We start from the raw sequence: 21,258 nt of genomic DNA, 5'->3' as shown, positions 1-21,258 counted from the left end.
GCGCGTCAGGGGCGCGCGCTCTACCCGAGACGCTCCACCCAGTACAGCTGCTTGTGTCCGTGCCGGCCCAGGTCGTCCGCCGTCTTCTGCGCCTCGTCCTGCGTGGCGTAACGGCCGACGCGGTACCGGTTGCCGTTGTCGTCCTGCCTGATCACCAGCCAGGGGAGCACGGCTCCACTGTCGGTCATCGCGCCCCTCCCCAGCATGTCGCCCCTCTCCCTGACGGCGTGCACGTCTCTAAGGATCCCCAGGAAACCGCAGTACGCATATGCCCGAGCGTACGCCTGACCTTCACTCAGCGGATGCGTCTTTACACAAAGAGATACGCATCCGGCCATACCCCCAGGGGCGCACTCTGTCGGGCGCGCCCCCTTGCGGTGGCACCGCGGGGCGTCAGCCGGACGCCGCCCGCACCGGGCACACCGTGAGCAGCGACATCAGGGCGGGCCCGGCCGCGGGCTCCCTGCGGCAGACGTCTCCGCTCTCCGCGGTGCGGTGAACAGCACAGGGAGCGACTCGGCCCCGCCGGGACGGCGCCATCGGCGAAGCCGGCCGGTTCGCGTACTGTCCCGCACCCCTCACAGGTACGGGTGGCCGTGATGGCAGCGATCTCGACGCCGGGCCGCCCGTAAAGCGGGGCGGCTCCGAAGGGACGGAGACTCCGCGTGACCGACGGGCAGGCCGTCACGACCGGCGGTCGTCACAGACGACGGCCGGTCACCGGACCGGCAGGTGGTAGGCGATCCGGTACCGGTCGGCGGGCACGATCACGTCGGCGGTCTCCACGGCCCGCCCCGACGCGTAGTACGTCCGCGCGATGACCATCACCACATGGCCGGGGACCCCGCCGAGCGCCAGGAGCTCCTCCGCCAGCCCCGGGCGTGCGCCGACCTCCTCGGCGACGTTGTCCACGACCACGTCGATCGCCGCCATCCTCTCCACCACGCCGCAGCCGCCCAGCGGGCCCTCCTCGGGCAGCATCACCGGCGTGCGCCCCGTGACGGCGAGCGGCTCCCAGGAGGTGGAGAGCATCATCGGTTCCCCCGCCTCACGGAAGACGTACCGCGTGCGCATCACCCGGTCCCCCGCCTCGATGCCGAGACGCTCGGCGATCTCCGGGCCGGCCTCCTCCTGCTCGCTGCGGGACTCCCAGGTGCCCCGCGCCCCGTCCGCCGTCTGCTCCTGGCGGAACGGACTCGCCCCTCCCTCGGCCCGGTAGCCGGACCGGGCGATCCGGCGCGGAACCGGGCGCTCGCGCACATACGTGCCGGATCCCGACCTCCCCTCCACCAGTCCCTCGGCCATCAGCACCTTGCGCGCCTCCAGGGCGACCGTGTCCGAGACCCCGTACTCCTGGCGGATGCGGGCCTGGGACGGCAGGCGGGTATGGGGCGGCAGCGCGCCGTTGACGATCTTCTCCCTGAGATCGCTCGCCACGCGCAGATAGGCGGGCTGCTCACCGAAAGCCACAGGCCACTCCCAACAGATTGACAGACAGCAACAGCCTGGCAACCGTGGGTTGAGAATCGCAAGCGCGGGCCAGAGTTTCACTCGATGTGATGATTCGACGCCGACCAGCACCTGTGCCCGGCCGTGCGTCAACGGGCCATTGACCAGGCGTGGTTCGGATCCCTGGCTGCCCGGCGCGCGGCGCGGCTCGCGCAGCGCGGATCGCACCGCCCCGTGCCGGATCGGCCCACGAGAACCAGCCCTCGTGCGCCGATGAACGTGGTCCGGTCGGCCCTCACCTCGCGCGGCGGGCACGGGCTCGTGACGCGGATGCGCCTCGATGCTCCCGCGCCCTCCGGCGAGCCGGGCGCCGGGGGCCGCGCGGGAGCCGGGTGCACCCGCCGGCGGTCGTGCCCGCCGGAGGGCGGGCCGCCGAGGCCGTGCGGCCGTGCCTCAGTCGGTCCAGTACGTGTCGTGCTTGATGAAGAACTCCGCCCGCTCCTTCTCCGGCCAGTCGGAGACCTGCGACACCTTCTCGAAGTACTCCTCGCGCGGCGCCCCCGGTGTGAAGAGCAGCAGCATCGACGCCGGTTCGTCGGAGTCGTTGCGGAAGGCGTGCAGCCCGCCCTGGGGCACGTACAGGAAGTCACCCGCCGTGGTGCCGGTCCACTGCTCGCCGTTGTAGATCCGGACCGTCCCGTCGAGGATGAAGAACGACTCCGAGATCGACCGGTGGAAGTGCGTGGCCGGACCGCCCGCCCTGGGCGCCATGTTGATCCGGTACAGCCCGAACTCGCCGTGCGTGCTCTCCGTCGTCGCCAGGTAGTGCGTGCTGCCGCCGGTGCGCGTCAGCAGATTCGGGGCGGTGTCCGCGGGCCGGTACTGCGCGCTGATCTCGCCCTCTCCGCCCGCGTAGGTGGGTTCGGGGTACGACATGCGGTTCTCCCTGTCCTGGTCGGGCTGCCGGCCACCGCCGGAAAGGCGCCGGCCACCGGTCACTCATCGCTGGTCGCTGGTCGCTGGTCGCTGACTACTGTCGCTGGTCAGGTGGCCCGGCCGCTCGTAGTTTCACGACGACCCGCGCCGCGCGGACGACCACGTGAAGACACGCGCGCCGTAACCGTGCCCACGCCGCCGCCCTGCCTACCGTCGTACGGTGAGCCTCACGCGCTGGTGTCTCGTCACCTCTCTGGTCGCGGCCGCGTCGATCGCGCCCCTCCCACCCCGCTCGTACGCCGCGGAGCCGGGCCACGCCCCCACGTGCGGTCGGGCGGACCCCTTGTGGGCGCCGGTGTCCACGTCCTTCGGCGAGGCCTCCGGGTACGACCCCTACGTGGGCAACGGCTACCTCGGCCACCGCGTGCCCGCTACCGGCGCCGGGTACGCGGCACCGGGCGGCAGGACCGGGTGGCCCCTGTACACCCCACGGTACGACGGAGCCTTCGTCTCGGGGCTCTACGCCCGCGACAAGGACCTCGCCGGTGGCCGCGAGGTGCTCGCCGCGCTTCCCAGCTGGACGACCCTGGACGTGCGCGTCGGCTCGGAGACGTACGGCACCGGCACGCCCGCCGGCCGGATCTCGCACTACCGCCAGAGCCTCCTCCTGCGCTGCGGCACGGTCGTCACCTCACTGCGCTGGACCACCGCCGACGGCCGTGCGACCGACCTGACCTACGAGGTACTGGCCGACCGCTCCGACGTGCACGCCGGAGCCGTACGCCTGCGGATGACCCCGCACTGGTCCGGCACCGCGACGGTGACGGGCCGCCTGGACACGCGCGGGGCGCGCCGGATCACGGTGGCGGACGACGGCACGTTCCGGACCCTGGGCACCGGAACGGAGGGAGCGGTCGTCCAGACCGGCAGCGGCGCGGGCACCCGAACAGCCCGCGTCCGGGCCGGCCACGCCTACACCTTCGAGAAGTACGTGGGCGTGGACACCGCCCTCACCTCCCGCACACCGCTCGCCTCCGCCCGCGCCGCCGCGCGCCGCGCCGCCCGGCGCGGCTGGGCCGGTGTGTTCGCCGACAACGCGGCGGCCTGGCGGCCGGCCTGGGCGGCCGAGATCTCGGTACCGGGCAGCACCGCTCTCCAAGGCTGGCTGCGGGCCGCGCAGTACGGTCTGCTCGCGAGCAGCCGGCCAGGTTCCTCCGACAGCCTCGCCCCGGCCGGGCTGACCAGCGACAATTACGCGGGCATGGTGTTCTGGGACGCCGAGACCTGGATGTACCCGGCACTGCTCGCCACCCGGCCCGAGCTGGCGCGCTCGGTCGTCGAGTACCGCTTCCGCACCCGGCACGCGGCCCGCGCCAACGCCGAACAGCTCGGGTACGAGGGGCTGTTCTACCCCTGGACGAGCGCGAGCAGGGGCCGGCTCGACTCCGAGTGCCAGAGCTGGGACCCACCCCACTGCCTGACCCAGAACCACCTCCAGGGCGACGTCTCGCTGGCGGTCTGGCAGTACTACCTGGCCACCGGTGACCGCACCTGGCTGGCGGCCCGCGGCTGGCCGCTGCTGAAGGGCATCGCCGACTTCTGGCAGTCGCGGGCCACCGAGAACACCGACGGCACCTACTCGGTGCACGACGTGGCGGGCCCGGACGAGTACAGCAACGGCGTCACCGACGGCGTGTTCACCAACGCGGTGGCCGCCACCGCCCTGCGCAACGCCACCCGCGCCGCCGCGGTACTGGGCCAGCCGGCGCCCGTCGGCTGGAACCGGACCGCCGACGGGCTGCGCATCCCGTACGACCCCGCGCGGAAGCTGTTCCTCCAGTACGCGGGCTACAACGGCTCGACCATCAAGCAGGCCGACACCGTGCTGCTCGCCTATCCGCTGGAGTGGCCGATGGAGGAGGGTGCCGCCGCCGCGACGCTCGACTTCTACGCCGCGCGTACCGACCCCGACGGGCCCGCGATGACGGACTCGGTGCACGCGATCGACGCAGCGGCGATCGGGGAGCCAGGCTGTTCCACGTACACGTACCTCCAGCGCGCCGTACGCCCCTTCGTCCGTGGTCCGTTCAGCCTCTTCTCCGAGGCGCGCGGCGAGAAGTCCGGCGCCGAGGACCCGCTCTCCGGGTTCCCCGCCGAGGACTTCCTCACCGGTAAGGGCGGCTTCCTCCAGGTCTTCACGCACGGCCTGACCGGGCTGAGGCTGCGCGAGAACGGCGTACGACTCGATCCGCTGCTGCCGCCGCAGCTCCGCGAGGGCGTGGAACTGACGGGCCTGCACTACCGAGGGCGTACGTACGACATCTCGATCGGCGCCGCGCGGACCACGGTCCGGCTGACGGACGGCGCCCCGTTCACCGTGCACACCCCGCAGGGCCCGCGCCGTCTCTCCACGACGCTCACCCTCCCCACCCGCCGACCCGACCTCACCCCGACACCCGACGCGGCCCGCTGCCGCCCGGCGAAGGCCACCTCCGAGACGCCGGGCCTGTACGCCGAAGCGGCGGTGGACGGCAGTCCTTCGACGGCCTGGTCCCCGGACGGCGCCACCGGCGCCCTGACGGTGGACCTGCCCAGCACGGCCCGGGTCACCTCCCTCGTCCCCCACTGGACCGACGTCGCACCGGCCTCCCACACCTTGGAGACCTCGGTGGACGGACGCACCTGGCGACCCTTCCGGGCCGGTACCCCGGCCCGGCACGTACGCGTGACGGTCACCTCGCAGGACGCGGCGAAGCCCGCGGGGGTGAGCGAACTGACCGTCGGCACGCGGGAGCGGAGGGACTGAGGGCGGACCCGCTGTGACATGACCGGTCCGAGGTCCGTACGAGGACGGGCGCCGGGGAGCGGAGCGTCACCGCGGCGACGAGGGCGTCGATGGCGTGCTTGTGGCCGTGTTCTCGGACGAGGTGAGTCCCTGCTGAGCGTCGGGTGTTCTGGGACTGGTTGCGGCCTGGCCGGGTGTCCCCGAGGCCGAGAGAGCACCGCTGGACCGACTTCCGGTGCGCCTTCGCCGACAGCTGGTCGCGTCCGTAGCTCGAGGTTCTGGACCGTGGGCTACCCATGTGCCAGACGCTGCCCGGTGTCCGGGGCTTCAGTCGAGTTCGCAGCCGATCCCATCACCGTCGCGGTCGAGGCGGTGGGGGTCGGAGGGGCCGACCCAAACGGGACCAGGAAGGTCAGAGCAGTCGACGTCGGGAACGCCCGCAGGAGGACCCGGGGGTATGAGCGGTTGGTGTCCTCCGGCACTGTCGGTGCTGCGGTCTCCAGCGTCGGGCTCACTCCTGGCCGTACGTCGGCGTCGACAGTCACGCCGTTCCTGGTCTCCGGAGGAGCCACAGCCGCTCACCCCTGCGAGTGCCGGCGCCAGGAGAGATGCGCACCGGCGGAAAGGATGCGGCGCATCGGATCACCTCGCGGAGCGGATCGCACTCGCTTCAGCGTGCGTCGCCCGACTCAGCGGCGCCTGCGAACCCTGGTGACCCACTCCTCCGGCCCTGAAGGGATGGCTTCTCGCTGACCGGGGTGGACTTCGCCACGGACCAGCCCGGCCCGTGGAACGTCGATCCCCATCTCCCCGCCGACGCCACCGCGTCCAGTCTGTCCATGGGGCCGTTCACCTCACGAAGCCTTACCACCACTGGTAGGATCGGCATCATGAGCGGTAGCAGGAAGTACTCGATCAGCCTGCCCGAGGACCTCGCCGAGGCCGTACGCACCCACGTCGGCCCGGGCGGCTTCTCCGCCTACGTCGCCGAGGCCCTCGAACAGAGAGTCGCCATGGACAAGCTGCGGGAGATCGTCGCCGACTTCGAGACCGACAACGAATCTCTCACTCGCGAGGAGGTCGAGGCCGCCCGGGCACTGCTGCGTCACGACCACCGCCAGGCCGGCGGGGCCGCCGCCTGATGCCCGGCACCCTCCTACTCGACAGCGAAGGCCTCTCGAAGCTCTACCGCAAGGACCGTACCGTCGTGGCTCTGGTACAAGCGGCGTCGGAAGAGGGCATCCGCGTCGCCACCAGTGCCATGACCACTCTTGAGGCCGACTACGAGCGCGTCCACCCGGCCCGCATCAAGTGGATCCTCTCCCGCGTCGACGTTCACGACGTCACCAAGGAGATCACCGACCAGGCCGCCGCGCTTCTGCGTACCCATCACCTCCACGGCCACAAGTACGCCATCGATGCCGCCTTCGCCGTCATCGCCCGCAACGCGTCCCGGCCGGTCACGGTCCTCACGTCCGACCCCGAGGATCTGACACTCCTGTGCGGCCCTTCCGTGGAGGTCGTCAAGGTCTGAGGCGACCTGACGCCGACCAGACCTGCCGCTGCCCCACATCGCGATAGTCGCCGACTCGTAGGCGGCGGCGCTCAGGCTGGGATACAAGTGCCGTGGTGTCGAAGCCGGTCTACGACACGTAGCCGCTCCACGTTCTGCGGACTATTGCGGACAGCACAACGGCCTGACCTGCCTTCTCGCAGGTCAGGCCGTTATTCACGTCCAATCAGACGTTGAAGCGGAACTCCACCACGTCGCCGTCCTGCATCACGTAGTCCTTGCCCTCCATGCGCGCCTTGCCCTTGGCTCGGGCCTCGGCGACGGAGCCCGTTTCGACCAGGTCGTCGTACGAGATGATCTCGGCCTTGATGAAGCCCTTCTGGAAGTCGGTGTGGATCACACCGGCCGCCTCCGGGGCCGTGGCGCCCTTCTTGATCGTCCAGGCGCGGGCTTCCTTCGGGCCTGCTGTCAGGTAGGTCTGCAGGCCCAGGGTGTCGAAGCCGACGCGGCCGAGGGTGGCGAGGCCCGGTTCTTCCTGGCCCATCGACTGGAGGAGCTCGAGCGCCTCGTCGTCGTCGAGTTCGATCAGCTCGGACTCGATCTTGGCGTTGAGGAAGATGGCCTCGGCCGGGGCGACCAGGGCGCGCTGCTCGTCCTTGAAGTCCTCGTCGACCAGTTCGTCCTCGTCGACGTTGAAGACGTACAGGAAGGGCTTCGTGGTGAGCAGATGCAGCTCGTGGAGGAGGCGGCCCTTCTCCGTGCCCGCCGTGATGCCCTTGGCGAAGAGGGTGTCGCCCGCCTCGAGGATCTTCTGGGCCTCTTCGACCGCGGCGAGCACCGCGACCTTGTCCTTCTGGAGGCGGGACTCCTTCGTCAGGCGCGGGACGGCCTTCTCGACGGACTGGAGGTCGGCCAGGATCAGCTCGGTGTTGATCGTCTCGATGTCGTCCTTGGGCGAGACCTTGCCGTCCACATGGACGACGTTCTCGTCCTTGAAGGCGCGGATGACCTGGCAGATCGCGTCGGACTCGCGGATGTTCGCCAGGAACTTGTTGCCCAGCCCCTCGCCCTCGCTCGCGCCGCGCACGATGCCCGCGATGTCGACGAAGTCGACGGTGGCAGGGAGCAGCTTCTGGGATCCGAAGATCTCGGCGAGCTTGTTCAGACGGGGGTCGGGGACGCCCACCACGCCGACGTTCGGCTCGATGGTGGCGAACGGGTAGTTGGCCGCCAGCACGTCGTTCTTGGTCAGGGCGTTGAACAGGGTCGACTTGCCGACATTCGGCAGGCCGACGATTCCGATCGTGAGCGACACGTTGGCGACTTCCTGAAGTGAGGAGCGGGGCTGTGCGGGCGGGCCGGAGGTGGACCGGTTCTCCAGTTTACGGGCGGTGCGGCGCGGCCCGTCACGGGTGCGGAGGGGGAGGACGGCCCGGGGCCGAACGGACCCGTTTCGGCCGTGTGACGTCGAACGCAGGGCCAAGGTCGGCCAAAGCGCGTGTCCCACGCCCGAAAGAGCCCGCTTCGCGACCTAGGTTGTCCGGGTGGAGCAGCACAGGACACGTAGCCCGCAGCGCAGGCAGCCCCAGCAGGCCCCGCTGTCCCCGCCGGGCGGCCCCGGCGAGGCCGAGGCCGGCCGTCCGGTGGCGGTCACGGTCGCCCCGGCCGCGCCGGGAGCGAAACCGGCGGCGGGGCAGGGCCGCACCTCGGGGCGCAGGCCCCGGGGCGGACCGGTCGCGCCCGTGGTTCTCGCACTGCGCCGATTCCCCAACCCCCGGCTGACCGGCATCGGCGCGGGGCTCTTCGCGGCCCTGGCGATGTTTCTGCTGGCCTGCCTCGACCGGCTGTTTCTCAGCAGTTCGGAGCTCGTCTTCGGACTGCTGTTCCTGCCGGTCAGCGCGCTGACCGCGTTCTGGGTGCGACCCGCCGACCTGGTCACGGCGCCGATCTGCGTGCCCATCGCCTTCGCGGTCGGCGTGATCCCGATCGCGGGTGGCACGGGCGGTTTCGGCGGTCAGGCGATGGCGGTCGTCACCGCGCTTGCCGTCCACGCGGGCTGGCTGTACGGGGGCACGCTCGTCGCGGGGCTCATCGCCACCGTGCGCAAGATCCGGCAGATGCGGGAGCGGCAACGGCACCTGGCCAGGGCTGCCGCCCAGGGTGCCCGCCGCCCCCGCCCCTGAACCCCTCGCCCGGACCGCTGCGGAGCGGCCGGTCACCTGTTGACGCGGCCGGGGCAACAGGTGAGCGGCCGCTCGCCTGTTGCCCCGGCCGGTCGCCTGCCGTTGGGGTCAGCCGCCTACCGGCGTGGTCAGGTGTCCTCCCGGTGGGGCCGTGACTGCCGCGGCCATGGCCGCGCCCACGATGCCGGCGTTGTTCTGCAACTGGGCCGGGACCATCTCGGCCCGTACGTTCTCGATCAGCGGCAGGAACTTCTCCGCCTTGCGGCTCACGCCCCCGCCGATGATGAAGAGTGCGGGTGAGAACAGCATCTCCACGTGGACCAGGTATTTCTGCACCCGGTGCGCCCAGTGCTGCCAGCTCAGGTCCTCGTCCTCCTTGGCCTTCGTGGAGGCCCGCTTCTCCGCATCGTGCCCGTGCAGCTCCAGGTGGCCCAGCTCGGTGTTGGGGACGAGCTGCCCGTCGGTGAAGACGGCGCTGCCGATCCCCGTACCCAGCGTCAGCACGATCACCGTGCCCTTGCGGCCCCGGCCGGCGCCGAAGGTCATCTCGGCCACTCCGGCCGCGTCGGCGTCGTTCAGGATCGTGACGGACTGCCCGATACGACTGCTGAGCAACTCCCGGGCGTCCAGGTCGATCCATGCCTTGTCCACGTTGGCCGCGGTACGCGTGACGCCGCCGGTGATGACGCCGGGGAACGTGATGCCGATCGGACCCCGCCAGTCGAAATGGCCGACGACCTCGGCCACACCGTCGGCCACGCCCTCGGGCGTGGCCGGATGCGGTGTCAGTACTTTGTGGCGCTCCCGCGCCAGCTCTCCACGGTCCAGGTCCACGGGAGCACCCTTGATCCCTGACCCGCCGATGTCCACACCGAAGATCTCCATGGAAACCACGGTACGGGGAGGTGGCGCGGATCACGCCCCGGGGAGTGATCCGCGCGCCCCACGGGCCGGTTGCCCGCGTGTCCGGCGTACCTGTTCCCCCCGGACTGTCGGCTTCGCCCGCTCCTCTTCCTTTCCACGGAGGGAGACGAGGGGGCTCACGCGAAGAAGCAGAAGGCGGACTCACAGGGATCGACACGCGGCGGGTTTCCCCCGGCGCGACCGCTCGGCTCGCACCGCCGACGTCTGGCTCGTCTACTGCGCCGAGAGCGCGGCCGCCTCGGCCCGCAGATCGCGCCGGAGCTCCTTGGGCAGCGAGAAGGTGATGGACTCCTCCGCGGTCTTCACCGTCTCCACGTCCCCGTAACCCCGCTCGGCCAGCCACTCCAGTACGCCGTCGACCAGGACGTCGGGGACCGAGGCGCCCGAGGTCAGCCCGACCGTGGTGACGCCCTCCAGCCAGGCCTCGTCGATCTCGTCGGCGAAGTCCACCAGATGGGCGGCGGGCGCTCCCGCGTCCAGGGCGACCTCGACCATACGGATCGAGTTGGACGAGTTCTTCGAGCCGACGACGATGACCAGCTCGGCGTCCTCCGCGAGCTTCTTCACCGCGATCTGGCGGTTCTGCGTGGCGTAGCAGATGTCGTCGCTCGGCGGGGAGAGCAGCTGGGGGAACTTCTTCTTGAGGGCGTCGACCGTCTCCATCGTCTCGTCGACGGAGAGCGTCGTCTGGGAGAGCCAGACGACCTTCGACTCGTCGCGCACGGTGACGTCGGCGACGTCCTCGGGCCCGTCCACCAGGGTGATGTGGTCGGGGGCCTCGCCGCTCGTCCCGATGACCTCCTCGTGGCCCTCGTGGCCGATCAGGAGGATGTCGTAGTCCTCCTTGGCATAGCGGACGGCTTCCTTGTGGACCTTGGTGACCAGCGGGCACGTCGCGTCGATCGTGGCCAGCCTGCGCTCGGCGGCCTCCGCGTGGACGGTGGGCGCGACGCCATGCGCGGAGAACATCACGATGGAGCCCTCGGGGACCTCCGCGGTGACGTCGACGAAGATCGCGCCCTTCTTCTCCAGGGTTTGCACGACGTATTTGTTGTGCACGATCTCGTGGCGGACGTAGATCGGGGCCCCGTACTGCTCCAGGGCCTTCTCGACGGCGATCACGGCACGGTCCACGCCGGCGCAGTAGCCACGGGGTGCTGCGAGGAGGACTCGGCGGGCAGGCGAAGCAGTCATGCGTCCCATCGTAAGGCCGTACCGAACAGGCGCCGGATCGACGGGCTCGGGAGACTGAAGCCCCGGGTGACGGGGCAGGCGAAGCGACGGAGGTCATATGGCCGGCAGCAGCGCGGACGAGCAGAGACTGCGGCGCACCCTCGGATTCCGGGACCTGGTGGTCTACGGCCTCCTGTTCATCGCCCCGATGGCCCCGGTGGGCGTGTTCGGCACCCTGGACGCGAGGTCGGGCGGCGCCGTCGCACTGGTGTACGTGGTCGCGACGGTCGTGATGGCGTTCACCGCCTTCAGCTACGCCCAGATGGTGCGCGTCGCACCGCTGGCCGGCTCGGTCTTCGCCTACGCCCGCAAGGGGCTCGGCGAGGGGCCCGGTTTCATCGCCGGGTGGATGGCGATGCTCGACTACCTGCTCATCCCCGCCGTCGCCTACCTCTTCTCGGGGATCGCGATGAACGCGCTGGTGCCGGAGGTGTCGCGGTGGGTGTGGACGGCGATCGCGGTCCTCGTGACCACGCTGCTCAACCTCTGGGGCGTACGGGCGGCGGCCCGGGTGGGCTTCGCGGTGCTCGCCATGGAGATCGCGGTCCTGCTGGTGTTCGTGGTGTCCGCGGTGGTGGTGCTCGCACGGGACGGGGCTCAGCGCGGCTGGCTGACCCCGCTCACCGGGGACTCCGGGTTCTCGATGACGGCGGTGATCGGGGCGGTGTCCGTCGCGGTGCTGTCGTACCTGGGTTTCGACGCGATCGCCTCGTTCGCGGAGGAGGTCACGGGCGGCTCGGCGAAGGTGGCGCGCGCGGTGCTGTTCTGCCTGGTGCTGGCCGGGGCGCTGTTCGTCGTCCAGTCGTATCTGGCGGCCTTGCTGGAGCCGGTGTCCTCCATGGAGCTGGCGGCGGATCCGGTGAAGCAGGGACCGGCCTTCTACGACGCGGTCGACGCCTCGGTCGGGACCTGGCTGCACGATCTGGTGGCCGTCAGCAAGGCGATCGGCGCGGCCTTCGCCGCGCTGGCCGGGCAGGCGGCGGCGGGGCGTCTGGTGTTCGCGATGGCGCGTGAGCGGCGGCTTCCGTCGTTCCTCTCCCGGATCGACGGCCCGTCCGGGGTGCCGCGGGTGGCGATCATCTGCGCCGCGCTCGTGACGCTGGTCGCGGCGGTGTGGGCCGCCCGGCGCGACGACGGACTCGACCATCTGGTGTCGGTGGTGAACGTCGGGGCACTCACGGCGTTCGTGCTGCTGCACGCGTCGGTGGTGGGCTGGTTCGCCGTGCGCCGCATGGAGGGCCCGCCCAGCTGGTGGCGCCATGTGGTGATGCCGGTGGTGGGTGCCGGGGTGCTGGTCGCGGTGATCTGGGAGGCGACGGCCACCGCTCAACTGGTGGGGCTGTGCTGGCTGGGTGTGGGGCTGGTGGTGCTCGCCGTCCAGTGGGAGCGGCGGACCGCCTGAGTGCGGGCGCGCGGGCGGACCCCGGATGTCGGTACCGGCCGATACGCTCCCCCGTATGGCTCTCACTACGTCCCCGGAAGCCCCGCTGCCCGTCGGCGACGTGTCGCGCCTGATCGGGGGGTGGATCGACCGGCTCGGCGCGGTCTGGGTCGAGGGGCAGATCACCCAGCTGTCGCGGCGGCCGGGCGCGGGGGTGGTCTTCCTGACGCTGCGCGACCCGTCCCATGACATCTCCGTGAGCGTGACCTGCTTCCGGCAGGTGTTCGACCGGATCGCCGACGTGGTCACCGAGGGCGCGCGTGTCGTCGTCCTCGCCAAGCCCGAGTGGTACGCGCCGCGCGGGCAATTGTCCCTGCGGGCGACGGAGATACGGCCGGTGGGCATCGGGGAGCTGCTGGTCCGCCTGGAGCAGCTGAAGAAGGCGCTGGCCGCCGAGGGACTCTTCGCCCTGGACCGCAAGAAGCCGCTCCCGTTCCTGCCCCAGCTGATCGGGCTGGTCTCGGGCCGGGCGTCGGCGGCCGAGCGCGACGTCCTGGAGAACGCCCGGCGCCGCTGGCCCGCGGTGCGCTTCGAGGTGCGCAACACGGCCGTACAGGGCGTGCACGCGGTCAGCCAGGTGGTCCAGGCGGTGCGGGAGCTCGACGAGCTGCCCGAGGTCGACGTGATCGTCGTCGCCCGGGGCGGCGGCAGTGTGGAGGACCTCCTGCCGTTCTCCGACGAACAGCTGATCCGGGCGGTGGCCGCGTGCCGCACGCCGGTGGTGTCGGCGATCGGCCACGAGCCGGACTCCCCGCTGCTGGACCTGGTCGCCGATCTGCGGGCGTCCACGCCGACGGACGCGGCGAAGAAGGTGGTCCCGGACGTGGGCGAGGAGCTCGACCGTGTCCAGCAGCTGCGGGACCGGTCGTTGCGGACCCTGCGGGGGCTGATCGACCGCGAGGAGCGGGGCCTGGCGCACGCGCTGGGCAGGTCCTCCATGGAGCGGCCCCAGCGGATGGTGGACGAGCGGGAGGCGGAGATCGACGCGCTGACCGGGCGCAGCCGCCGGGTGCTGGGGCACCTGCTGGACCGCGCCGACTCCGAGCTCGCGCACACCCGCGCCCGGGTGGTCGCCCTGTCGCCCGCCGCCACGCTGGAGCGGGGGTACGCGGTGCTGCAGCGGCCGGACGGTCACGTGGTGCGCTCCCCCGCGGACGCCGGGCCCGCCGGCGCGGAGCTGCGGGCCAGGGTCTCGGAGGGCGAGTTCACGGTACGGGTGGAGGGGTGACCGGCCGGCTCCCGGATACCCACGGGTTTCCCGCGCTCTGCGGACTCCCCGGCACCGGCGGTTCCCGGCGGCCCGGTGGCCGGGAGGCCTCGGGGGCGGGTGGCCCGGGTTGTCAGACCTCACGCATAGGGTGCATCACATGACGGACGACGGGACGACGACGGCTGCCGCGACGGGCACGCTCGGGTACGAGCAGGCGCGGGACGAGCTGATCGAGGTCGTGCGCCGCCTGGAGGCGGGCGGCACGACGCTGGAGGAGTCGCTGGCCTTGTGGGAGCGGGGTGAGGAGCTGGCGAAGGTGTGCCGCCACTGGCTCGAAGGCGCTCGCGCCCGGCTGGACGCGGCGCTGGCCCGCCCCGAGGAGCCTGCGGAAGGCGGCGGCACGGACTGACCGGGCACGGGCACCGGCCCCTGGACCCGCCGGGACGTGACACCGGCGGGGTCAGTGAAGTGGTGTGCAGTGGATCACCCTGCCACCGATTTAGTTGAAAGTTAACCTACCTCTCGGCTACGGTGATCGCATCGCTCATCCCCGTACCACCGGAAGGTAGTTCCCCCGATGTCCCTCGTTCTTGACCCCGCCGCCCAGGACCTCCTCTTCCGTGAGGCCCGCACCGCCAACACGTTCACCGACGAGCCGGTGACCGATGAGCAGGTCCAGGCGATCTACGACCTGGTCAAGTACGGTCCCACCGCCTTCAACCAGTCGCCGCTGCGCGTCGTCCTGGTCCGCTCCGCCGAGGCCCGTGAGCGCCTCGTCACGCACATGGCCGAGGGCAACCAGCCCAAGACCGCCACCGCGCCGCTGGTCGCGCTCCTCGTCGCGGACCACGAGTTCCACGAGGAGCTCCCGGCCCTCCTGCCGCACTTCCCGCAGGCCAAGGACGCGTTCTTCTCCGAGCGCCCGGTCCGCGAGCAGTCCGCTCTCCTCAACGCCGCTCTGCAGGCCGCCTACTTCATCATCGGTGTCCGCGCCGCCGGCCTGGCCGCCGGCCCGATGACCGGCTTCGACGCCGCGGGCATCGAGAAGGAGTTCCTGGACGGCGACCACAAGCTGCTCATGGCCGTCAACATCGGCAAGCCGGGCGAGGACGCCTGGTTCCCGCGCCTGCCGCGCCTGTCCTTCGACGAGGTCGTCACGACCGTCTGACCGTCACGCCCACCGAGAGGCCCCGCGGCGCCGAAACACGCACCGCGGGGCCTCTCCGCGTGCGGGGAGGCCGAGGCGGCCCTTCGCCGGACGGATACGGGCGGGCGTACAGGCACGGGCGTACGGGCACGGGCGTACGGGCACGGGCGTACGGGCACGGGCGTACGGGCCTTCTGGCGTAGGGGCGTGTGGCGTACGAGCGGCCCTACCAGCGAGCGGCACACACGCCGGCAGGCGCACAGGGCAGTGGACGTCCGGGACCACAGGCGTCCGGCCCTACCGAACCGCCCGGGCGTGCGGCCAGGAGGCGGTCAGCTGCCCGTCTCGAGCGCCGCGGCCATCTCCGCCAGACGCTCCATGGGGGCCGAGCCCGTGACCACCGTGGTCGCGCCCTTGCCGTGCAGCACGAGGGCGTCGTACTTCGGTCCCTCCCAGCGCTGCCACTCCTCGCCGGCCACCCGCTGTGTGCGCCCCGTGTCCTCCGCCTGCCGGCTGACCTGGGGCACGTACTTCTTCGCCGGTGTCGTGGACTGCTCCACCGCGACGTACCTGCCGTCCGGGTCGAGGAAGCCGAGGTGCCAGCCCGCGCCGTTGTGCCCCTCGTAGGAGACGGACGTCGGCTTCCAGCCCTTCGGCAGCCCGTCCGGGGCGGCGACCGGATACGGAGCGGCGCGCCGCGCGGTCGCGAGCTCGACGCGGTAGTCGACGGCCTTCAGAGGGTCGGCCTTGTCGTCGTGCGGGATGAAGAGGTAGACGACGCCCGCCACTGCGGTGATCACGAGCATCGACAGGAACATGTCCCGGACCGTCTGCTTGCCTCGCTTGCTTGCCACGGACTCAATGGTGGCACGAGGCGGTACGCCACCGGCCAGCGGGGCGCCGCTCATACGTGCCCCGCACTGCTCATTTTATCGACCTACCGATAGAGTCACAGCACCCTCTTTTCCGGTCGTCGTCGTACAGAAAGGTGCGCTCCGATGTCCGAGCATCATCTGCCGTCCCAGCTCGAGGTCTCCCCGGAGGCCCCCGACCGCAACCTGGCCCTGGAGTTGGTCCGGGTCACCGAGGCCGCCGCGATGGCCGCCGGGCGCTGGGTCGGCCGCGGCGACAAGATCGGCGCCGACGGCGCCGCCGTCAAAGCCATGCGCACCCTCGTCTCCACCGTCTCGATGAACGGCATCGTCGTCATCGGCGAGGGCGAGAAGGACGAGGCCCCCATGCTGTTCAACGGCGAGCGGGTCGGCGACGGCACCGGCGCCGAGGTCGACATCGCCGTCGACCCGATCGACGGCACCACGCTCAACGCCAAGGGCATGCCGAACGCGATCGCCGTGCTGGCCGCCGCGGACCGCGGTGCCATGTTCGACCCGTCCGCCGTCTTCTACATGGACAAGCTGGTCACGGGCCCCGAGGCCGCCGACTTCGTCGACATCAACGCCCCGGTGTCGGTGAACATCCGGCGCGTGGCCAAGGCCAAGAGCTCCACCCCCGAGGACGTCACCGTCGTCATCCTGGACCGCCCCCGGCACGACGGCATCGTCAGGGAGATCCGGGAGACGGGCGCCCGGATCAAGTTCATCTCCGACGGCGATGTCGCCGGGTCGATCATGGCGGCCCGCGAGGGAACCGGTGTCGACCTGCTCATGGGTATCGGCGGCACCCCGGAGGGGATCATCTCGGCCTGCGCCATAAAGTGCCTGGGCGGTGTCATCCAGGGCAAGCTCTGGCCCAAGGACGAGGCCGAGCGGCAGCGCGCCCTGGACGCCGGGCACGATCTGGACCGGGTCCTGTCGACCGATGACCTCGTCAGCGGGGACAACGTGTTCTTCGTCGCCACCGGAATCACCGACGGTGAACTGCTGCGCGGTGTGCGGTACCGCGCGGAGACGGCGACCACGGAGTCCCTGGTGATGCGCTCCAAGTCGGGCACGATCCGGAAGATCGACTCCACGCACCGCCTCTCGAAGCTGCGCGCCTACAGCGCGATCGACTTCGACCGGGCGCAGTAGAGCGGGGCGGCGGGTGTTCGGGGCCGCTGGTGCGGGCAGCCCCGAACCCTGCCGGACCGTCGTGTACGAAAGGTCGAACCCCCGGCCCGTAATGCCAGGAGCCTCGGACGAGGCGCCGGTTCCCGTACCCGCAGGCGCCGGTTCCCGTACGGGGGGCGCCGAAAGGGCGACGCTCCCGTGCGCCGGGCGTCAGCCCGCTGCGGCTATGCGCTCCCCGGGGGCCGCCGCCTTGAGTTCGATGTCGCGCCTGCGCCGCCGGGCGAGCGCCACGCGGCGCTCAGCGGCCGTCAGGCCGCCCCACACCCCGTACGGCTCGGGCTGCATCAGCGCGTGTTCCCGGCACTCCACCATGACCGGGCACCGGGCACAGACCTGCTTGGCCGCCGCCTCGCGGGACAGCCGGGCAGCAGTCGGCTCCTTCGACGGGGCGAAGAACAGCCCCGCTTCGTCCCGGCGGCACACCGCCTCCGCGTGCCAGGGCCCCGTCTGGTCCTCCCGCGCGGGACTGCGCTGGGACGGCACGGCGGCGACCTGCAGGGGCTGATGCGGCAGTTGCAGCACGGTCCACTCCTGACGACGGCTTCGGCTTCGTGAGCGAGAGGCGATGCAGCACTCCCTACCCGCTGTACGCACGCCTATGCACTGAGTGGCACCGACTCCGGCTGCCGGCAAGGCCGCGCGGCCCTGTTCTGGCCGAAATGCGGCGGGAGCCGGTCAGCGGTTCTCAGTGGCCGAGGTGTTTGCGCAACTGGGCGTGGAGATCGGCGACGAGCTTGCCCCGCTTGGGCCTCGCCTCGACGTTGCCGAAGACCGAGTAACCGTTCACGACAACCACCGGGGCCTCCGGGTCGGTCGATTCCAGGGTGTCGACCTCGAAGTTGCCGAAGATGCCGGTGCCGCTGCCGCGCAGCGAGATGTTCTCCGGCACCTTGATCTCTACGCTGCCGAAGATGGACGTCGCGTTGATGACCGTCAGACGCTGGCCGAAAAGGGCTTCCGTCAGATCGATCTCCACGCTGCCGAAGAGCGCGAAGGCGTTCGTCCGGCCTCCCACGCGCCAACGCCCTCTGCGTGTCGAGCTGCTGAAGACCGCGACGAGGTTCTCCGCGGGGCCGGCCGGGGCCTCGGGGCCGTAGGCGTACGGGGACGCGGCCGGGCGCGCCGCACCGCCGCTCGCCGGCAGGTCGCTCACCAACGGCTCCAGCTCACCCACGGTCTTGGCCCGGTAGACCAGGTCCACCCGCTCGGCGTGCTCCTCGGCGGTCAGCCGGCCTTCGGCCATGGCCTCTCGCAGGATGTCCGCGATCCGGTCGCGGTCCGCGTCGGACGCACGGATGCCGGCGGGCGCGGGACCGGCCGGAGCGTCGGGCTGCTGGGGCTGCTTCTCGAGGTCCACCGGGTCAGCGTACCCAGACGCGATAGATCGCGACCAGTACCTCTGCGGCCCCGCGCCGGAATACTCCGGGCGGGCGCGCCCGCCCGCCCGCACCACCGTGGGTGAGCCCTACCTCACAGGTTCGGCGCGTCGGCGGCGCTCTACCCTGGTGGATGCGCTGCCCAAGGGAGGTCAGCCGCTGTCGCCGAGTGAGGAATGGCCGTAATGCCAGAGTTTGCGTACTCCGATCTGCTCCCGCTGGGAGAGGACACCACGCCGTACCGGCTGGTGACCGCCGAGGGCGTCTCGACCTTCGAGGCCGACGGCCGTACGTTCCTCAAGGTGGCTCCGGAGGCCCTGCGCACGCTCGCCGCCGAGGCCATGCACGACATCTCGCACTATCTGCGCCCCGCCCACCTGGCGCAGTTGCGGCGCATCGTGGACGACCCCGAAGCCTCGTCCAACGACAAGTTCGTCGCGCTGGACCTCCTGAAGAACGCGAACATCGCCGCCGCGGGTGTGCTGCCCATGTGCCAGGACACCGGTACGGCGATCGTCATGGGCAAGCGCGGGCAGAACGTGCTCACCGAGGGCGGTGACGAGGAGGCGCTGTCGCACGGCATCTTCGACGCGTACACGAAGCTCAACCTGCGTTACTCGCAGATGGCCCCGCTGACCATGTGGGAGGAGAAGAACACCGGTTCGAACCTCCCGGCCCAGATCGAGCTGTACGCCACCGACGGCGGCGCGTACAAGTTCCTCTTCATGGCGAAGGGCGGCGGTTCGGCCAACAAGTCGTTCCTCTACCAGGAGACCAAGGCAGTCCTCAACGAGGACTCCATGATGAAGTTCCTGGAGCAGAAGATCCGTTCGCTCGGCACGGCGGCCTGCCCGCCGTACCACCTGGCGATCGTGGTCGGCGGTACGTCGGCCGAGTTCGCGCTGAAGACCGCCAAGTACGCCTCCGCGCACTACCTGGACGAGCTGCCCGCCGAGGGTTCCCCGACCGGTCACGGCTTCCGGGACAAGGACCTGGAGCAGAAGGTCTTCGAGCTCACCCAGAAGATCGGCATCGGGGCGCAGTTCGGCGGCAAGTACTTCTGCCACGACGTGCGCGTCGTCCGTCTCCCCCGCCACGGCGCCTCGCTGCCCGTCGCCATCGCCGTGTCGTGTTCGGCGGACCGCCAGGCGACCGCGAAGATCACCGCCGAAGGCGTCTTCCTGGAGCAGCTGGAGACGGACCCGGCGCGCTTCCTGCCGGACACCACCGACGAGCACCTGGACGAGTCCGGTGACGTGGTGAAGATCGACCTGAACCGCCCGATGGACGAGATCCTGGCCGAGCTGACCAAGTACCCGGTCAAGACCCGGCTGTCGCTGACCGGCCCCCTGGTCGTGGCGCGCGACATCGCGCACGCCAAGATCAAGGAGCGGCTCGACGCGGGTGAGGAGATGCCGCAGTACCTCAAGGACCACCCGGTGTACTACGCGGGTCCGGCGAAGACGCCCGAGGGCTATGCCTCCGGCTCCTTCGGCCCGACGACGGCGGGCCGGATGGACAGCTACGTCGCGCAGTTCCAGGCGGCGGGCGGCTCCAAGGTGATGCTCGCCAAGGGCAACCGGTCCCAGCAGGTCACGGACGCCTGCGACGCCCACGGCGGCTTCTACCTCGGCTCGATCGGCGGGCCGGCGGCCCGGCTCGCGCAGGACTGCATCAAGAAGGTCGAGGTCGTCGAGTACGAGGAGCTCGGCATGGAGGCGGTCTGGCGGATCGAGGTCGAGGACTTCCCCGCGTTCATCGTGGTCGACGACAAGGGCAACGACTTCTTCACCGAGCCCGCCGCGGCCCCCACCTTCACCAGCATCCCGGTCCGCGGCCCCGGCCTCGGCTGACCGACGACGGCAGAAGGGGCGCTCCGGCCGCGGGGCGCCCCTTCGGCGTGCGGGCGGGAACGCCAGGGCCGACGGGCGGGTGGCGCGGGCGGCCGAGGGGTTCCCACGCCCCCGTTCCGTGACGACCATCACTGTGTTCCGGCGTCCTGCGTGTCGACCGGACACCCCGCTCCGGGCGTATGCCTGGTGAGGCGAGAGATCCGGGAGTGGCCGTTGACCGTCGAGGAGTTCGAAGAGTTCTACGCCCAGCGGGCGGCGCGGCTCACGGGGCAGTTGTACGTGATGCTCGGCGACCTGCACGAGGCACAGGACGTGGTGCAGGAGGCGTTCGTCAAGGGGTGGAACCGGCGGCGGCACCTGGACCGCGACGGGCAGCCCGAGGCGTGGATCCGCACGGTCGCGTGGCGCCTGGCGGTGAGCCGGTGGCGCCGGCGTCGGCGTACGGCGGACGCGTGGACACGCACCGGGACGCCGCCGGACATCGACGGTCCGGGGCCGGAGCGCGTGGCACTGGTGGAGGCGTTGCGCGGACTGCCGCCCCAGCAGCGCCGCACCCTGACGCTGCATTACCTGTGCGACCTCACGGTCGAGCAGATCGCCGGTGAGACCGGGCTGTCGGCCAGCACCGTCAAGACGCACCTGGTCCGCGGCCGGACCGCGCTCGCTCACCGCCTGCAGGACCCGCGCATGGAGGAGGTCACCGGTGCCTGAGCCCCACGAGACGCTGAGATCACTGTTCGAGCAGGCGGCCGCGGCCGGGCAGTCCCACGCCCGGCCCGCGCCGGTGGCGGCCGTCGCCGAACGCGGGCGCCGGGCCCACCGGCGGCGCCTCGCCGCGCTCGCGGCGTGCTGCCTGGTCCTCGTCGGGGGCACCGTGGCCACGTCGACGTCCCTGTCGGCGGGCGCACCGTCCCCGGTGACGCCGGCGACCGGCGCGACCCGCGGCACACCGCCGCCCGCTCCCGCGCCCACCACCGGCAGGCCGCCGTCCGGTCGGTCCGGTGCGACGGAGTCCCCTTCGCGGCCGCCCGGTGCCCGGACGACGGACCGTGCACCCACGACCGCCGGTACGCCGACGGGCTCGACCCCGCCCCCGCCCCCGCCCGGCGGCACCGCCACCGCATCCACACGCTGACCGC

Annotated in this window: 22 protein-coding genes and 1 pseudogene; 12 read left to right on the top strand and 11 right to left on the bottom strand. The window is 71.3% G+C overall.

The genetic code is table 11. The annotated features are described in order from the left end of the window. Positions 1–20 precede the first annotated feature (20 nt). The 3 genes from ACH4VO_RS00700 to ACH4VO_RS00690 form a co-directional block, all read right to left on the bottom strand. On the bottom strand, positions 21–188 hold the full coding sequence (locus tag ACH4VO_RS00700; protein WP_360993004.1) for an SPOR domain-containing protein: 168 nt from the start codon (positions 186–188) through the stop codon (positions 21–23). 529 nt (positions 189–717) lie between these two features. Next, entirely contained in the window at positions 718–1,470 is a 753-nt protein-coding gene (locus tag ACH4VO_RS00695) for a GntR family transcriptional regulator (protein WP_360993007.1), read from the bottom strand. Positions 1,471–1,902: 432 nt separating this feature from the next. Then, on the bottom strand, positions 1,903–2,385 hold the full coding sequence (locus ACH4VO_RS00690; RefSeq protein WP_360993010.1) for a cupin domain-containing protein: 483 nt from the start codon (positions 2,383–2,385) through the stop codon (positions 1,903–1,905). Positions 2,386–2,605: 220 nt separating this feature from the next. On the opposite strand from ACH4VO_RS00690, the gene ACH4VO_RS00685 reads away from it, so the two are divergent. Continuing rightward, complete coding sequence (locus ACH4VO_RS00685; RefSeq protein ID WP_360993013.1) at positions 2,606–5,191, top strand: glycosyl hydrolase family 65 protein; 2,586 nt, start codon at positions 2,606–2,608, stop codon at positions 5,189–5,191. On the opposite strand, the pseudogene ACH4VO_RS00680 reads toward ACH4VO_RS00685, so the two are convergent. Further along, positions 5,118–5,300: pseudogene (locus ACH4VO_RS00680) on the bottom strand (hypothetical protein); the annotation flags it as partial. The gene ACH4VO_RS00685 and the pseudogene ACH4VO_RS00680 overlap by 74 nt on opposite strands. Before the next feature lie 197 nt (positions 5,301–5,497). Beyond that, on the bottom strand, positions 5,498–5,752 hold the full coding sequence (locus ACH4VO_RS00675) for an excalibur calcium-binding domain-containing protein (protein ID WP_360993016.1): 255 nt from the start codon (positions 5,750–5,752) through the stop codon (positions 5,498–5,500). Between the two features lie 308 nt (positions 5,753–6,060). Here ACH4VO_RS00675 and ACH4VO_RS00670 point away from each other — a divergent pair, with 308 nt between their 5' ends. Together ACH4VO_RS00670 and ACH4VO_RS00665 are read left to right on the top strand one after the other, a co-directional pair. Continuing rightward, a complete protein-coding gene (locus tag ACH4VO_RS00670; RefSeq protein ID WP_360993019.1) occupies positions 6,061–6,312 on the top strand; it encodes a hypothetical protein in 252 nt (83 codons plus the stop codon). Then, complete coding sequence (locus tag ACH4VO_RS00665) at positions 6,312–6,704, top strand: DNA-binding protein (protein WP_360993022.1); 393 nt, start codon at positions 6,312–6,314, stop codon at positions 6,702–6,704. Before ACH4VO_RS00670 ends, ACH4VO_RS00665 begins: the two co-directional genes overlap by 1 nt. A gap of 205 nt (positions 6,705–6,909) precedes the next feature. Here the strand turns inward: ACH4VO_RS00665 and ychF are convergent, their stop codons facing one another. Beyond that, entirely contained in the window at positions 6,910–7,998 is a 1,089-nt protein-coding gene (ychF, locus tag ACH4VO_RS00660) for a redox-regulated ATPase YchF (protein WP_360993025.1), read from the bottom strand. Positions 7,999–8,227: 229 nt separating this feature from the next. Between ychF and ACH4VO_RS00655 the strand changes: the two genes are divergently transcribed. Further along, positions 8,228–8,866, top strand: a complete 639-nt coding sequence (locus tag ACH4VO_RS00655; RefSeq protein WP_360993028.1) for a DUF6542 domain-containing protein — start codon at positions 8,228–8,230, stop codon at positions 8,864–8,866. Between the two features lie 108 nt (positions 8,867–8,974). On the opposite strand, the gene ppgK is transcribed toward ACH4VO_RS00655, so the two are convergent. Next, positions 8,975–9,751 carry a polyphosphate--glucose phosphotransferase gene (gene ppgK, locus ACH4VO_RS00650; protein ID WP_360993031.1) on the bottom strand — a complete coding sequence of 259 codons (777 nt, stop codon included), beginning with the start codon at positions 9,749–9,751 and terminating at the stop codon, positions 8,975–8,977. A gap of 252 nt (positions 9,752–10,003) precedes the next feature. Next, entirely contained in the window at positions 10,004–10,993 is a 990-nt protein-coding gene (locus ACH4VO_RS00645; protein ID WP_360993034.1) for a 4-hydroxy-3-methylbut-2-enyl diphosphate reductase, read from the bottom strand. Between the two features lie 88 nt (positions 10,994–11,081). On the opposite strand from ACH4VO_RS00645, the gene ACH4VO_RS00640 reads away from it, so the two are divergent. From ACH4VO_RS00640 to ACH4VO_RS00625, 4 genes are all read left to right on the top strand, one after another. Further along, a complete protein-coding gene (locus ACH4VO_RS00640; protein WP_360993037.1) occupies positions 11,082–12,425 on the top strand; it encodes an APC family permease in 1,344 nt (447 codons plus the stop codon). Positions 12,426–12,480: 55 nt separating this feature from the next. After that, positions 12,481–13,692, top strand: a complete 1,212-nt coding sequence (xseA, locus tag ACH4VO_RS00635; protein WP_360993040.1) for an exodeoxyribonuclease VII large subunit — start codon at positions 12,481–12,483, stop codon at positions 13,690–13,692. Between the two features lie 139 nt (positions 13,693–13,831). After that, positions 13,832–14,083 (top strand): exodeoxyribonuclease VII small subunit, encoded by a 252-nt coding sequence (locus tag ACH4VO_RS00630; RefSeq protein WP_360993043.1) that lies wholly within the window; start codon positions 13,832–13,834, stop codon positions 14,081–14,083. A 168-nt stretch (positions 14,084–14,251) separates the two neighbouring features. After that, complete coding sequence (locus ACH4VO_RS00625) at positions 14,252–14,842, top strand: malonic semialdehyde reductase (RefSeq protein WP_360993045.1); 591 nt, start codon at positions 14,252–14,254, stop codon at positions 14,840–14,842. A 311-nt stretch (positions 14,843–15,153) separates the two neighbouring features. Here ACH4VO_RS00625 and ACH4VO_RS00620 read toward each other — a convergent pair whose 3' ends face one another. Beyond that, positions 15,154–15,675, bottom strand: a complete 522-nt coding sequence (locus ACH4VO_RS00620) for a DUF4245 domain-containing protein (protein ID WP_360993048.1) — start codon at positions 15,673–15,675, stop codon at positions 15,154–15,156. Between the two features lie 144 nt (positions 15,676–15,819). On the opposite strand from ACH4VO_RS00620, the gene glpX reads away from it, so the two are divergent. Next, positions 15,820–16,851 carry a class II fructose-bisphosphatase gene (gene glpX / locus ACH4VO_RS00615; RefSeq protein ID WP_360993051.1) on the top strand — a complete coding sequence of 344 codons (1,032 nt, stop codon included), beginning with the start codon at positions 15,820–15,822 and terminating at the stop codon, positions 16,849–16,851. A 189-nt stretch (positions 16,852–17,040) separates the two neighbouring features. Here glpX and ACH4VO_RS00610 read toward each other — a convergent pair whose 3' ends face one another. Both ACH4VO_RS00610 and ACH4VO_RS00605 read right to left on the bottom strand, forming a co-directional pair. Then, the gene (locus ACH4VO_RS00610; RefSeq protein WP_360993053.1) at positions 17,041–17,412 is read right to left on the bottom strand and encodes a WhiB family transcriptional regulator; all 372 of its coding nucleotides are present in this window, start codon (positions 17,410–17,412) and stop codon (positions 17,041–17,043) included. 163 nt (positions 17,413–17,575) lie between these two features. Then, positions 17,576–18,247, bottom strand: coding sequence for a DUF1707 domain-containing protein (locus ACH4VO_RS00605; RefSeq protein WP_360993056.1), 672 nt, complete (start codon positions 18,245–18,247; stop codon positions 17,576–17,578). A gap of 204 nt (positions 18,248–18,451) precedes the next feature. Between ACH4VO_RS00605 and ACH4VO_RS00600 the strand changes: the two genes are divergently transcribed. The 3 genes from ACH4VO_RS00600 (at position 18,452) to ACH4VO_RS00590 (ending at position 21,254) form a co-directional block, all read left to right on the top strand. Beyond that, positions 18,452–20,119 carry a fumarate hydratase gene (locus ACH4VO_RS00600; protein WP_360993059.1) on the top strand — a complete coding sequence of 556 codons (1,668 nt, stop codon included), beginning with the start codon at positions 18,452–18,454 and terminating at the stop codon, positions 20,117–20,119. 213 nt (positions 20,120–20,332) lie between these two features. Beyond that, positions 20,333–20,830 (top strand): SigE family RNA polymerase sigma factor, encoded by a 498-nt coding sequence (locus ACH4VO_RS00595; protein ID WP_360993062.1) that lies wholly within the window; start codon positions 20,333–20,335, stop codon positions 20,828–20,830. After that, positions 20,823–21,254 (top strand): hypothetical protein, encoded by a 432-nt coding sequence (locus ACH4VO_RS00590; protein ID WP_360993065.1) that lies wholly within the window; start codon positions 20,823–20,825, stop codon positions 21,252–21,254. The genes ACH4VO_RS00595 and ACH4VO_RS00590 overlap by 8 nt, the downstream gene beginning before the upstream one ends. The last annotated feature ends 4 nt before the right edge of the window (positions 21,255–21,258 follow it).

Source organism: Streptomyces sp. NPDC020780 (assembly GCF_044334475.1).
Classification (GTDB): Bacteria; Actinomycetota; Actinomycetes; order Streptomycetales; family Streptomycetaceae; genus Streptomyces.
The sequence above is the reverse complement of the archived record's forward strand: the minus strand, read 5'-3'. Positions and strand labels throughout refer to the sequence as shown.

Coding starts and splice junctions, on each gene's coding strand:
- ACH4VO_RS00645 (WP_360993034.1), bottom strand. CDS start 10,993: ATGGGACGCATGACTGCTTCGCCTGCCCGCCGAGTCCTCCTCGCAGCA.
- ACH4VO_RS00670 (WP_360993019.1), top strand. CDS start 6,061: ATGAGCGGTAGCAGGAAGTACTCGATCAGCCTGCCCGAGGACCTCGCC.
- ACH4VO_RS00640 (WP_360993037.1), top strand. CDS start 11,082: ATGGCCGGCAGCAGCGCGGACGAGCAGAGACTGCGGCGCACCCTCGGA.
- glpX (WP_360993051.1), top strand. CDS start 15,820: ATGTCCGAGCATCATCTGCCGTCCCAGCTCGAGGTCTCCCCGGAGGCC.
- ACH4VO_RS00625 (WP_360993045.1), top strand. CDS start 14,252: ATGTCCCTCGTTCTTGACCCCGCCGCCCAGGACCTCCTCTTCCGTGAG.
- ACH4VO_RS00690 (WP_360993010.1), bottom strand. CDS start 2,385: ATGTCGTACCCCGAACCCACCTACGCGGGCGGAGAGGGCGAGATCAGC.
- ACH4VO_RS00665 (WP_360993022.1), top strand. CDS start 6,312: ATGCCCGGCACCCTCCTACTCGACAGCGAAGGCCTCTCGAAGCTCTAC.
- ACH4VO_RS00600 (WP_360993059.1), top strand. CDS start 18,452: ATGCCAGAGTTTGCGTACTCCGATCTGCTCCCGCTGGGAGAGGACACC.
- ACH4VO_RS00700 (WP_360993004.1), bottom strand. CDS start 188: ATGACCGACAGTGGAGCCGTGCTCCCCTGGCTGGTGATCAGGCAGGAC.
- ppgK (WP_360993031.1), bottom strand. CDS start 9,751: ATGGAGATCTTCGGTGTGGACATCGGCGGGTCAGGGATCAAGGGTGCT.
- ACH4VO_RS00630 (WP_360993043.1), top strand. CDS start 13,832: ATGACGGACGACGGGACGACGACGGCTGCCGCGACGGGCACGCTCGGG.
- xseA (WP_360993040.1), top strand. CDS start 12,481: ATGGCTCTCACTACGTCCCCGGAAGCCCCGCTGCCCGTCGGCGACGTG.